The organism is Helicobacter pylori, from assembly GCF_011175115.1.
In the GTDB taxonomy this organism is placed as follows: Bacteria; Campylobacterota; Campylobacteria; order Campylobacterales; family Helicobacteraceae; genus Helicobacter; species Helicobacter pylori_DF.
In genome coordinates, this window is sequence record NZ_SHOW01000002.1 from 86,290 (window position 1) to 100,231 (window position 13,942).

Below are 13,942 nucleotides of genomic sequence, written 5' to 3' on the forward strand. Positions count from 1 at the left end.
CGTGCCGTTTTTAATTAAATTGTATAATGGATAGCATCAAAAAATATAACAACGAGTATGACCACATGAAAGGGTTCAAAATATGACTTATAGAAATAGCAAAATAGATTTAAAGGAACGCTTTAGTAAAAACCGCTCTTTTAAGGGCATTAAAAAGAAAATCGCTAAAAAATACACAATCAAAAACTCGCCTTTGATAATTTATTCCTTAAAAACGCATTCAAATCCTTCTCTATCCATTAATAAAAAAATCTTCTTAGGGCTTGGGTTTGTTTCGGCTTTGAGCGCTGAAGATTATAATAGTTCGGTGTATTGGCTCAACAGCGTGAATGAAAACAATAACAACAAATCCTACTATATCAGCCCCTTACGCACTTGGGCTGGGGGGAATAGGAGTTTTACGCAAAACTACAACAACAGCAAATTGTATATAGGGACAAAAAACGCTTCCGCAACGCCCAATCATTCTTCTGTGTGGTTTGGGGAAAAGGGCTATGTAGGTTTTATTACAGGGGTTTTTAAGGCAAAAGACATTTTTATCACAGGAGCTGTTGGATCGGGCAATGAATGGAAAACTGGCGGAGGTGCGATACTGGTTTTTGAAAGCTCAAACGAATTAAACGCTAATGGGGCTTATTTTCAAAATAACAGAGCTGGGACACAAACTTCTTGGATCAATTTGATTTCCAACAATAGCGTGAATTTGACAAACACGGATTTTGGCAACCAAACCCCTAATGGGGGCTTTAATGTTATGGGGCGAAAGATTACTTATAATGGTGGGAGCGTCAATGGTGGGAATTTTGGCTTTGATAACGTGGATAGCAATGGCGCAACCACCATTAGCGGGGTAACTTTCAATAATAATGGCGCGCTCACTTATAAGGGTGGGAATGGTATTGGGGGGAGTATCACTTTCACTAACTCTAATATCAATCATTACAAGCTCAATCTTAACGCCAATAGCGTTACCTTTAATAACAGCACTCTGGGGAGCATGCCTAATGGCAACACTAATACTATAGGGAATGCCTATATTCTTAATGCAAATAATATTACTTTTAATAATTTGACCTTTAATGGGGGTTGGTTCGTTTTTGATAGATCTGATGCTCATGTTAATTTTCAAGGCACGACCACGATCAACAACCCCACTTCACCCTTTTTGAATATGACCGGTAAAGTTACTATTAATCCTAATGCGATTTTTAATATTCAAAATTACACGCCTAGCATAGGGAGTGCTTACACGCTTTTTAGCATGAAAAATGGCTCTATCGCTTACAATGATGTGAATAATTTATGGAATATCATCAGGCTTAAAAACACGCAAGCCACAAAAGACGCTGATAAAAATCATACAAGTTCAAATAACAACACCCACACTTACTATGTAACCTACAATTTAGGCGGCACGCTCTATCATTTCAGACAAATTTTTAGCCCTGATTCCATTGTTTTGCAATCCGTCTATTATGGCGCGAACAATATTTACTACACCAATAGCGTGAATATCCATGACAATGTCTTTAATTTAAAAAATATTAACTATAATAGGGCTGATACGATTTTTTATCTTAACGGCTTGAACACTTGGAATTACACGCAAGCGAGATTCACTCAAACCTATGGCGGGAAAAACAGCGCTTTAGTCTTTAACGCTACGACCCCTTGGGCTAATGGCGCAATCCCTAAATCTAACAGCACGGTGCGTTTTGGGGGGTATGAGGGAGTCAATTGGGGGAAAACAGGCTATATCACCGGCACTTTCACAGCCGATAGGGTTTATATCACCGGCAACATGATGTCTGGGAATGGCGCTCAAACCGGTGGAGGGGCGACTTTGAATTTTGTGGGTGCGACTGAAGTCAATATCGCTGGAGCCACTTTTAAAAACTTAAAAACCACTTCACAAAACTCTTACATGACTTTTATCGCCTTAGGGAATGGCTCTGGTAGCGGTAAAATTAATGTTTCTCAGTCTGATTTTTACGATTGGACGGGTGGAGGGTATGATTTTACCGGTAATGGTGCTTTTGATGGCGTGAATTTCAACAAGGCTTATTACAAATTTCAAGGCGCTGAAAACACTTACACTTTTAAAAACACGAACTTTTTAGCCGGGAATTTTAAGTTTCAAGGCAAGACCACCATTGAGAAATCCGTTTTAGATGACGCTTCTTATTCTTTTGATGGCATAAATAACGCCTTTACTGAAGACAAATTTAATGGCGGATCGTTTAGTTTCAACCACGCAGAGCAAACAAACGCTTTTAATAACAACTCGTTTAATGGCGGATCGTTTAGTTTTAACGCCAAGCAAGTGGATTTTAGTGGGAACTCGTTCAATGGGGGCGTGTTTAATTTCAATAAAACTTCTAAAGTCAATTTTACTAGTGACACTTTCAATGTGAATAACCAATTCAAAATAAATGGCGCTCAAACAGCTTTTACTTTCAATAAGGGCGTTGTTTTTAACATGCAAGGGCTTTTGAGCAGTTTAAGCGTAGGCACGACTTATCAATTGCTTAACGCTAAAAGCGTGGATTATAAGGATAACAATAACGCTTTGTATCAAATGTTGCGTTGGATTAGTGGGGAAAACCCTAGCGGCACGCTAGTAAATAAGGATCAATCCACGCCAAACAATACTAAAATTTATAATGTCCAATTCACTGATAACGGCTTGACTTACTATATTAAAGAAAATTTTAATAATGGGATTACGCTCACTCGTTTATGCACTCTAGGCTATACACATTGCGTAAATATTGATAACGATGCGTTTAATCTTAAAAATGTCAATAACAACGCCAGTAACACCGTGTTCTATCTCAACGGCATGACGACTTGGAAGATCGCTGGCACAGGCGTTTTCACGCAAGATTATAGCGGCGCTAACAGCGTTTTAGTGTTCAACCAAACCACCCCTTTTCTTGCTGGAGCGAATCCCACTTCTAATAGCGTGGTGGGTTTTGGGAAAACTTCGGGGGCTGAATGGGGGCTAGTGGGATATATTCAAGGCGTTTTTAAAGCCAATCAAATTGATATTACCGGCACGATTCGCTCTGGTAATGGGGCTAAAACCGGTGGGGGCGCGACTTTAGTGTTTAACGCTCAAGAGCGTTTGAATATCGCTAACGCTCATTTGAATAACGATAAAGCCGGTTTGCAAAATTCATGGATGAATTTCATTGTTAATAATGGCAACTTGAATGCAACAAACGCAGATTTTAGCAACCAAACCCCGCATGGAGGCTTTAACCTTAAAGCGAATGATATTACTTTTAATGGGGGGTCTGTGAGTGGAGAGGGGAATTTTGGCGTGGATAACGCTAGTGCTAATGGGAATGCGGTGATTAAAAATGTTAATTTCAGCGATAACGGCACTTTGATTTATAAGGGGGGTGAAAACAGTGCCGGGAATTCCCTGACCTTAGAAAACAACACCTTCAATTCTTATAATATCAACGCCAAAGCGCAAAACCTTATTTTCAATAATAACTCGTTTAATGGCGGTAGCTATTCGTTTAACGACACTAAAAACACCACCTTTAAAGGCACAAACACGCTCATTAACAGCGATCCTTTCAGCCGCCTTAAAGGATCAGTTTCTATTGACAATAATAGTATCTTTAACATTGAAAGGGATTTGACCGATAAAACCACTTACACGCTTTTAAGCGGGGATAACATCAAATACAATAACCAAGCTTTAGCGGATAATGTTTTTTCAAAAAATTTGTGGGATTTGATTCATTATGGTGGCGAGAGAGGGACTCTATTAAGAACGGATAACAACACTTATTTTGTGCAATTCACGCAGAGCAACGGCCAAAAATTTGTTTTTGAAGAAACTTTTAACCCGGGCTCTATCACCTATAAATATTTCACTATCCATTCTTCGCCTTTCCACACAGACGCTGATTCTAAGGATATTTGGAATCAGTTAAAAAAACAATTTGATTTTGTGCCTGGAAAAACCCCGGTGTGCGTTGGGGTGTGCTATATCGCACCCTATAAAAATCAAAATCTTGTTGGCTCTAGCGCTTTTGCGTGGTCGCTGAACTTTGGGGCTACGGTGGTAGGGACTTTGCTTTTAGGGAGCGCTCAAGAAAAAGCCAATAACAATGGCGGATCTATCTGGTTTGGTAAGAATAATTTGCTGTATTTGCATGGCAATTTCAACGCGACTAATATCTTTTTAACGAATAACTTTAATGTCGGCAACCCTAACGCTGGCGGTGGGGCGACGATCAATTTTAACGCTGATGAAACCTTGAACGCTGATGGGTTGAATTACACGAATTTCCAAACCGTGGCTATGGGCTTACAAACCAGCGCGAGCCAGCATTCATGGGCGAATTTTAATTCCAGGCTTTCTATGGAGATTAAAAACTCTAACTTTAGGGATTTCACATGGGGAGGCTTTAGGTTCAATTCAGGGCGCATGGTTTTTGAAAACACCACTTTTAGTGGCTGGACTAATATTAATGGGGCGACTGAGAGCGGTTCATCGTATGTGAACATGGTTGCGAATACGGATTTGATTTTCACTGATTCCATTTTAGGAGGGGGCATTCGCTATGATTTGAAGGCTAATAACATTATTTTCAATAACACTCAAATGGTGATTGATGTGTCTAAAAATGTGAATCAGTCTTCATTGAATGGGGATGTTACTTTCAATAATTCCAGGCTTTCAGTCAAACCCAATGCGGCTATCAATATTGGGGGGGATCAGACCCAAACGACTTTAGAAAACGCTTCAAGCCTTTCTTTTTACAACAACAGCGTAGCGAATTTTAACGGCACGACCGCTTTTAACGGGGTTTCTTACTTGAATTTAAACCCTAACGCTCAAGTCAGCTTCAATCAAGCGAATTTCAATAACGCTAATGTAACCTTTTATGGCATTCCTTTATTTGGTAAAACGCCTGATTTTGGCAACTCTGCACGCCTGATTAATTTCAAAGGGGACGCAAAGTTTAATCAAGCCACGCTCAATTTAAGGGCTAAAAATATCCATTTGAATTTCCAAGGGGCTTCCACTTTTGAAAATAACTCTACGATGAATTTGGCTGAAAGTTCTCAAGCGAGCTTTAACACGCTTAGCGTGGAGGGGGAAACAAATTTCAACCTCAACGGCTCAAGCTTGTTAAATTTCAATGGCAACAGCGTTTTTAACGCCCCTGTGAATTTCTACGCTAATAATTCTCAAATTTCTTTCACTAAATTAGCGACTTTTAATGCAGACGCTTCATTTGATTTAGGCAATAACAGCACCCTGAATTTTCAAAGCGTTTTCTTGAATGGCTCTCTAAACCTTTTAGGCAATAGCGATAACAATCTAGCGATTAATGCTAAAGGGAATTTTAGTTTTGGATCTCAAGGGATTTTGAATCTGTCTTATATGAATCTATTTGGGGGGGATAAAAAAGCTTCCGTTTATGATGTGTTGCAAGCCCAAAATATTGATGGCCTAAAAGGGAATAACGGCTATGAGAAGATCCGTTTTTATGGCATCCAGATTGAAAAGGCCGATTACTCGTTCAATAACGGCGTTCATTCTTGGAGCTTCACTAACCCGCTCAACACGACTGAAACCATTACCGAAACCTTGCATAACAACCGCTTGAAAGTGCAGATCTCTCAAAACGGCGTTTCTAATAATGCGATGTTCAATCTCGCTCCTAGCTTGTATTTTTACCAAAAAAACCCTTATGATGAAAGCTCTAATTCCTATAATTACACAAGCGATAAGGTTGGCACTTATTATTTAACGAGCAATATCAAAGGCTTTAATCAAAACAATGAAACACTAGGAACTTATAACGCACAAAACCAACCCTTACAAGCCTTACACATTTACAATCAGGCTATCACTAAGCAAGATTTGAGTGTGATCGCCAGTTTGGGTAAGGAATTTTTGCCTAAAATGGCTAAGCTTATTGCTTCAGGGGCTTTGGACAATCTCAATCTCAATAGCCCGAATAGTTTTGAAACTCTTTTTGGTATCTTTGAAAAGTATGGTATCACTTTAACTCAAGCAAATTGGAAGAGTTTATTGGGTATTATCAATAATTTTTCCAACACGGCTAATTATCATTTCTCTCAAGGCAATCTCGTGGTAGGGGCGATCAAAGAAGGGCAAACGAACACTAAAAGCGTGGTGTGGTTTGGAGGCGATGGGTATAAAAATCCATGCGCGGTTGGGGATAACACTTGCCAGATGTTCAGGCAGACTAATTTAGGGCAATTGCTCCATTCTAGTGCACCTTATTTAGGCTACATTAACGCTAATTTTAGGGCTAAAAACATCTACATTACCGGAACCATCGGCAGCGGGAACGCTTGGGGGAGCGGAGGGAGCGCGAATGTGTCTTTTGAAAGCGCGACAAATTTGGTGCTCAATCAAGCCAATATTGACGCTCAAGGGACCGATAAAATCTTTTCTTATCTAGGGCAAGGGGGTATTGAAAAGCTTTTTGGAGAAAAAGGCTTAGCGAATGCGCTTTCTAATATTGTTTATGAAGAGAGCTTGAATGATAACGCTATCCCTAAAGATTTAGCTAGCATGATCCCTAAAGATTTTGGATCTAAGACTTTAAGCTCTTTGTTTAGCCCTGCTGAAGTGAATAGCCTCTTAGGCGTGAGCGCTTTTAAAAACGCGATCATGGAAATTTTAAATTCTAAAACGGTGGGCGATGTTTTTGGTGAAAACGGGCTTTTAAATGCATTGGATACGGCAAAAAGAAAAGAAATCGATCAAATGCTTTTAGAGCAAATCCAAGCCCATTCTTCAGGGTTTGAAAAATTCATTGTTAAAACTTTAGGGATTGAAAATGTAGAGAATTTCATCAATAACTGGTATGGCAAGCAAAGTTTGAGTTCTTTTGCCAATAATTTTGTGCCTGGAGGCTTGAATCAAGCCCTGGATAAAATAGGTTCTAGCGCTGATGCCAAAGACTTACAGAGTTTCTTGGATAAAACGACCTTTGGGGATATTCTCAATCAAATGATTGAACAAGCCCCCTTAATCAATAAGCTCATTTCTTGGCTAGGCCCGCAGGATTTAAGCGTGTTAGTTAATATCGCTTTAAATAGCATCACCAATCCCAGTAAGGAATTATTGGGCGCGATTTCTGGAATGGGTCAAAAAGTGTTGAACGATTTGCTAGGCGAAGGCGTAGTGAATAAAATCATGAACAATCAAGTCTTAGGGCAAATGATTAATAAAATCATCGCTGATAAGGGCTTTGGAGGCGTTTATCATCAAGGTTTGGGATCCATACTGCCTAAACCCTTGCAAGATGAATTGAAGAAATTGGGCATGGGCTCTTTACTCAAACCTAAAGGTTTGCACAATCTTTGGCAAAAAGGGAATTTCAATTTCGTGGCTAAAAACCATGTGTTTGTGAATAACAGCTCGTTTAGTAACGCCACAGGGGGGGAATTGAATTTTGTAGCGGGCAAGTCCATTATCTTTAACGGGAAAAACACGATTAATTTCACGCAATATCAGGGCAGGCTTTCTTTTGTATCTAAAGATTTTTCTAATATTTCATTAGATACCTTAAACGCTACCAATGGTTTAATTCTTAACGCGCCACGAAACGATATTAGCGTTCAAAAAGGTCAAATTTGCGTGAATGTCTTAGATTGCATGGGCAAGAAAAAAGCTCATTCTTCAACTTCAAGCGTTCCAACCAATGAAACTTTAGAAGTGAATGCCAATAACTTCGCTTTTTTAGGAACCATTAAAGCTAATGGATTAGTGGATTTTTCAAAAGTCTTGCAAAATACGACTATCGGGACTTTAAATTTAGGGCCAAACGCCACTTTTAAAGCCAACAACTTGATCGTGAATAACGCTTTTAACAACAATTCTAATTACAGGGCTGATATTAGCGGTAATCTCAATGTGCTTAAAGGAGCGACTTTAAGCACGAATGAAAATGGTTTGGATGTGGGGGGGAATTTTAACAGCGAAGGGCCATTAATCTTTAATCTTAACAATAAAACCAATCAAACGATTATTAATGTAACTGGTGCTTCTACGATCATGTCTTATAACAATCAAGCCTTAATCAACTTTAACACCCAGCTTAAGCAGGGTTCTTACACGCTTATTAACGCTAATCGCATGGTTTATGGCTATGATAATCAAACGATTCTTGGGGGGAGCTTGAGCGATTACCTCAAACTTTACACCCTCATTGATTTTAACGGCAAACGCATGCAATTGAATGGCGATTCACTAAGCTATGACAACCAACCGGTCAGTATTAAAGATGGGGGTCTTGTGGTAAGCTTTAAAGACAATCAAGGGCAAATGGTGTATTCATCTATCCTTTATGATAAAATCCAAGTTACCGTCTCTGATAAACCCATGAGCATTCAAGCCCCTAGTTTGGAGTATTATGTTAAACACATTCAAGGTAGCACCGGTTTGAATGCAATCAAATCTGCGGGCAATAATTCCATTATGTGGTTGAATGAGCTTTTTGCGGCTAAAGGGGGTAATCCCTTGTTCGCCCCTTATTATTTGCAAGACAATCCCACTGAACACATTGTTACTTTAATGAAAGATATTACCAGCGCTTTAGGAATGCTCTCTAACTCCAATCTCAAAAACAACTCCACTGATGTTTTACAGCTCAACACTTACACGCAACAAATGAGCCGTTTAGCCAAGCTTTCTAATTTCGCTTCTTTTGACTCAATGGATTTTAGCGAACGCTTGAGCAGTCTCAAAAACCAAAGATTTGCTGATGCGACCCCTAACGCGATGGATGTGATTTTAAAATACTCTCAAAGGGATAAATTGAAAAACAACCTTTGGGCGACCGGTGTTGGGGGCGTGAGCTTTGTGGAAAATGGCACAGGAACGCTCTATGGTGTCAATGTGGGCTATGATCGCTTTGTTAGAGAGGTAATTGTTGGAGGGTATGCGGCTTATGGGTATAGCGGGTTTTATGAACGCATCACTAGTTCTCGATCGAATAATGTGGACATGGGCTTGTATGCGAGAGCCTTTATCAAAAAGAGCGAGCTGACTTTTAGCGTCAATGAAACTTGGGGGGCTAATAAAACCCAAATCAGCTCCAACGACACTCTGCTTTCTATGATCAACCAGTCCTATAAATACAGCACATGGACGACGAACGCGAGAGTTAATTACGGGTATGATTTCATGTTTAAAAACAAAAGCATCATTTTAAAACCTCAAATTGGTTTAAGGTATTACTATATTGGCATGACCGGTTTAGAAGGGGTTATGAATAACGCGCTCTATAACCAGTTTAAAGCGAACGCCGATCCGTCTAAAAAATCCGTTTTAACGATTGATCTTGCTTTGGAGAACCGCCATTATTTCAACACAAACTCTTATTTTTATGCGATTGGCGGCTTTGGTAGAGACTTATTAGTTAATTCTATGGGGGATAAGTTGGTGCGTTTTATTGGTAACAACACTTTGAGCTACAGAAAAGGCGAGCTTTATAACACTTTTGCGAGCATCACTACAGGCGGGGAAGTGAGGTTGTTTAAAAGCTTTTATGCGAACGCTGGGGTGGGGGCTAGGTTTGGATTGGATTACAAAATGATTAACATTACCGGGAATATTGGAATGCGTTTAGCGTTTTAAGGGGTTGGGGCTTACCCCTTTTTTGAGCCATTAAACAATTGATAAATGGTTAGGATTAAGTGTTTAACGCATGCGTTCTCTTGGTATTAACAGCATGCGATTAGCACTTAGTAAAAAGAGGATAATGCCACAAACAATAAAAAGTGTTGAAGTTATCAGTATTAGTATAGGGTCAATTCCTTGAAAGGCCTTTAGTAAAAGTTGGTTAAGTTGATAAAAAACAGAAGTTTTGATAAATAACTGACCAATACTAGGTAGATAGTCTAGAGAAACAAACACATTACAAGACATTACTGCGTAGAGATTGATAATGTTGGCAAATCCTAAGATACTTTGTTCATTTTGAAAGATTTTAGCGACAAAAATGGCTAAACAAAAGCAAAATAATGAGCTTGAAAAAATGCTAATAAATCCAAAAATGAGTGTTTTAAAATTCAGGAGAGCAATGATATTGAATGCATAAAAAGAAGTGCAAATAAAGACAAAAGCGTATATGATTACAACGATTAATCTTGAAGCAATGAGCGCAAGAGTTATTTGTTTGAAAGTTGCTGGTGATAGTGCATAGAATAAGAAAACATTATGTGATCTAGAGCTTGCTATAGCTTGTGTAAGACCAAAGATTGCACTAGAAATAATGAGTAGTCCCATTAGACCTATGATGCTATTAAAGTAAAAAATTTCAGTAGTATTTTTTGAAAAGATAAAAACTAACAATAAGAGCATCAAAATAGGATAGATAAAAGTCCAAAATAGCGCGCTTGTATTAGTAAAATAAGATTTAATTTCAAGTTTTAAAATAGATAAAATTGCACCCATTAAATATCCTTTAACAATGCCAACAAGTCTTTTGCACTCAGTTTTTCTTTAAGATCAAAAGTTATAGCTACAGATTTTAATATGGAATCTAAAGGTTCGTATTTGGCAATGTTGCCATTTTTAAGGAATAAGACCCATTTGCAACTTTCTAAAACAATGGGATCATGAGTGGCAATAACGCTCGTAAGTTGCTGGGTATTGCGTAGCTTAATAAGGTTTGATAACTTTATAAGAGCGTTTTGCTCCAAACTAGTTTCTGGTTCATCCATAATAACTAATTGTGGGTGATGGCTAAGAGCTAAGTCAATTTTTAAGCGCTGTTTTTGTCCGTCACTTAGGTGTTCGTAGGTTTTATTCAAAAGATTTTTTTCAAATAGATTTGGAGTGCAGTTTTTGTGAAAAAATTGATAGAATTTAAAAAGGTCGTTTGCGTTTAATCCAGGTGGGTAGTTGAATAGGTTAGAGACAACTCCCAATTGCTTGCGTTGTGGTATAACATTGTCGTAGTATGGAATATTATTGTTTTGTGCTTTAAAATTATAGTCTGATCTAATGCCTAGAATAGTGTTGATAAGCGTTGATTTTCCAGCACCATTTGTGCCAATAATGGCTGTACTAGTATGACTTTTAAATGAAAAATCTTGTATATTTAAAGCGTTTTTAAACATGGTTTTTGGGTGTATGCTGATGTTAGAAATCATAAAATCCCCTTATTAGAAATGATTTAAAATCCCATTTAGGTTTGTTATATTCAAATGATGGTTTTATTGAGTGCAGTATTACTAAAAAATTAACTAATATTTGTTAAAACGATCCAAAAGCGTTACTGATAGATACGCTCTAAGCGAGTGAAACGATTTTAAAAAGCACTCCAAACTCCAAAAAATAAACAGAGCCAAGGCTTTAAATAAGAAAGACCCTAAAAGAGAAACGGAGCTTTTGATTTTTCATTATCAAAACCCTAAATACCCTTTCGTTTCTTGTCCGTTATTGGTTTATGGGTGTTTTAACATATAAAATTCCAACGCTTTTTCAAAGAGAAGCGAGCGGTTAGGAAAACCTTTCTCTTTCATGTATTCATCCACTTTAGCCATAAAACTGGGCGAAAGTAAAACGCTGTGATTGATTCTTCGCTCTTTACTTGTTTTTTCTTCGTATTCTATTTCTTCTATTTCAGCTAACAAACTGGGCGAGAGCGAAATGTTAAAACTGCTCCTTCGTTCGCTGCTCACCTTTATTTCTGCTTCTAATTCGGCTAATTCGGTTAGCAATTTTTTGCGTTTGGCTTGTAAAGCCTGAATGGTTGTGTGCGCTTTATGGTGTTCCATCATTGCTCCTTAAAACATCTTTATTTTTCGCATTCTACTATAAAATAGGATTTTGTGAGTAAATTCATTAAGAATGAAAATTGGAATTTTTCTTTAGAATTTAACCGGGTATTTGATTTTAATTTTAATCCAATTCCTTAAGGCGCTTTAACAATTCTTCTTCATTCAAAACGCTCACGCCATGTTTTTTTGCTAGAGCGAGTTTTGAGCCGGGGTTTTCTCCAGCGATTAAAAAATCGGTTTTAGCGCTCACGCTTGAAGAAATTTTTGCCCCTAAATTTTCCAACATTTGAGCGTATTCTTGCCGTGGTTTAGAAAGCGTGCCGGTTAAAACAATCGTTTTATCACTGAAAACAGAAGAGCTTTTTTGCTTTTCTTCAGCCGTATCGCTATTTTTAGGGTTTAACAAATCAAATAACGATCGGATAAATTCCTGATTGCTCGCATAAAAATTGACTAAAGAGCGCGCCATTTCCACCCCAAAACCTTCCATTTCTAAAAACTCGGCTTCGCTTTTTTCTAACACATTTAAGCCGTATCTGGCCAGCGTTTTACTCGCTCCCTTACCGATATGCTCAATCCCTAAAGCGTTAATCAAACGCCATAAGGGAGGGTTTTTGCTCTTTTGAATAGCGTCTAATAGATTTTGAGCTTTTTTGATTTTGAATTTGTCTAGCCGCATTAAATCTTCCAATTTTAAAGCATACAAATCCAAGGCGTTAACAATGAGTTTTTCTTCAAAAAGTTGCTCTATGACTTTATCGCCTAAGCCTTGAATGTTTAAAGCGTCCTTAGAAGCAAAATGAATCAAGCTCTCTTTCAACCTTGCCGGGCAATTAAGGTTTTGACAATAAGTAAAAATCTCTTCGCATAAAAGCTCATGTGAGCATATGGGGCAAACTTTGGGGCGTTCAATTTTGTGTTGCGAGCCGTCTCTATAAGATTCTAAAGGCTTGATGATTTTAGGGATCACATCGCCGCTTCTAATGACAACGACCCTATCATTGAGCATGATATTCTTTTTTTCAATTTCAGAATAATTGTGCAAGGTCGCTTTCGTAATTATAGCTCCAGCGATTTCTACAGGCTCTAAAAGAGCGACTGGGGTTATCGCCCCGCTGCGCCCCACTTGGTTGATGACTCCTATGATTTTGGTGTGTTTTTCTAGAGCCGGGAATTTATAAGCGCAAGCGAATTTAGGGGATTTTTGCGTGTAGCCTAGCTCTTTTTGAATATCCAATTCATTCACAACGATCACCATGCCGTCTAAAAGGGCAAAAAAGCCCTCCCTTTCTCTAATCAGGGTGTGGTAATTTTCTTCTATTTCTTGGTGGTTTTTGTTTAGGCTTAAGTATTGAATAGCGCTAAAACCTAACGAGACGATAAAATCCAAACACTCCTTAAAGCTTAAAAAATTTAAAGAATGCTTGCCCACGCCCCAAGGGATGAATTGCAATTTACGCTTTTTAGTGATATTGCTATCAAGCTGCCTCAAACTCCCTGATGCGGCGTTTCTAGGGTTAGCGAATAGGGGTTCGTTAGCGTTTAGGCGCTCTTTATTCAAGGCGTCAAAATCCTCTTTAGCAATGATCACTTCGCCCCTGATTTCTATTCCTCCATCATAAGCGATAGAATGGGGGATATTAGCGATGTGTTTAGCGTTGTGGGTAACAAGCTCCCCTTCTAAGCCATTACCCCTAGTGGTTGCGCTTATTAGCTTGCCATGGTGATACAAAAGATTGAGTGAAACCCCATCAAGTTTGGGCGAACACACGAATGAAGCGTTAGGATAAACTTTTAAAATGCGTTGCAACCACGCTTGCAATTCACTTTGATTGAACACATCATCTAAGCTCCACATCCGCATTAAATGGGGGTTTTTACTGAACTCATTGGTGGCAGTGGCCCCCACTTTTTGGGTAGGGGAGTTAGCCTGAATGCGATTAGGGTTTTCTTCTTCATAAGCTTTTAATTCTTGGTAAAGTTCATCATAGATCGCATCGCTTACGATTGACTCATCAAGGTTGTAATAATGGTGCGATAAGGTGTTTAAATATTCAATTCTTTCTAAATATTCTTTTTGGCTTTTTATCATTTTTGTAAAAACCTTTTAAACTAAATTAGGGTAGTATTATAACATTTAATC

At 38.4% G+C, this 13,942-nt stretch carries 5 protein-coding genes; 1 reads left to right on the forward strand and 4 read right to left on the reverse strand.

Features of this window, described 5'->3' with window-relative positions; translation table 11 throughout:
• Positions 1 to 82 precede the first annotated feature (82 nt).
• Positions 83 to 9,649, forward strand: coding sequence for a vacuolating cytotoxin domain-containing protein (locus tag EXS92_RS03595; protein WP_165515593.1), 9,567 nt, complete (start codon positions 83 to 85; stop codon positions 9,647 to 9,649).
• Positions 9,650 to 9,712: 63 nt separating this feature from the next.
• On the opposite strand, the gene EXS92_RS03600 is transcribed toward EXS92_RS03595, so the two are convergent.
• The 4 genes from EXS92_RS03600 to ligA all read right to left on the reverse strand — a co-directional run bounded on the left by EXS92_RS03600 (position 9,713) and on the right by ligA (position 13,891).
• Positions 9,713 to 10,468 (reverse strand): ABC transporter permease, encoded by a 756-nt coding sequence (locus tag EXS92_RS03600; RefSeq protein WP_165508550.1) that lies wholly within the window; start codon positions 10,466 to 10,468, stop codon positions 9,713 to 9,715.
• Positions 10,468 to 11,169 carry an ATP-binding cassette domain-containing protein gene (locus EXS92_RS03605; RefSeq protein ID WP_165515594.1) on the reverse strand — a complete coding sequence of 234 codons (702 nt, stop codon included), beginning with the start codon at positions 11,167 to 11,169 and terminating at the stop codon, positions 10,468 to 10,470. Before EXS92_RS03605 ends, EXS92_RS03600 begins: the two co-directional genes overlap by 1 nt.
• Before the next feature lie 294 nt (positions 11,170 to 11,463).
• Complete coding sequence (locus tag EXS92_RS03610) at positions 11,464 to 11,796, reverse strand: hypothetical protein (protein WP_000399904.1); 333 nt, start codon at positions 11,794 to 11,796, stop codon at positions 11,464 to 11,466.
• 124 nt (positions 11,797 to 11,920) lie between these two features.
• Positions 11,921 to 13,891 carry an NAD-dependent DNA ligase LigA gene (ligA, locus tag EXS92_RS03615; protein WP_165515595.1) on the reverse strand — a complete coding sequence of 657 codons (1,971 nt, stop codon included), beginning with the start codon at positions 13,889 to 13,891 and terminating at the stop codon, positions 11,921 to 11,923.
• Positions 13,892 to 13,942 lie beyond the last annotated feature (51 nt).

Coding starts and splice junctions, on each gene's coding strand:
- EXS92_RS03600 (WP_165508550.1), bottom strand. CDS start 10,468: ATGGGTGCAATTTTATCTATTTTAAAACTTGAAATTAAATCTTATTTT.
- EXS92_RS03605 (WP_165515594.1), bottom strand. CDS start 11,169: ATGATTTCTAACATCAGCATACACCCAAAAACCATGTTTAAAAACGCT.
- EXS92_RS03595 (WP_165515593.1), top strand. CDS start 83: ATGACTTATAGAAATAGCAAAATAGATTTAAAGGAACGCTTTAGTAAA.
- EXS92_RS03610 (WP_000399904.1), bottom strand. CDS start 11,796: ATGGAACACCATAAAGCGCACACAACCATTCAGGCTTTACAAGCCAAA.
- ligA (WP_165515595.1), bottom strand. CDS start 13,891: ATGATAAAAAGCCAAAAAGAATATTTAGAAAGAATTGAATATTTAAAC.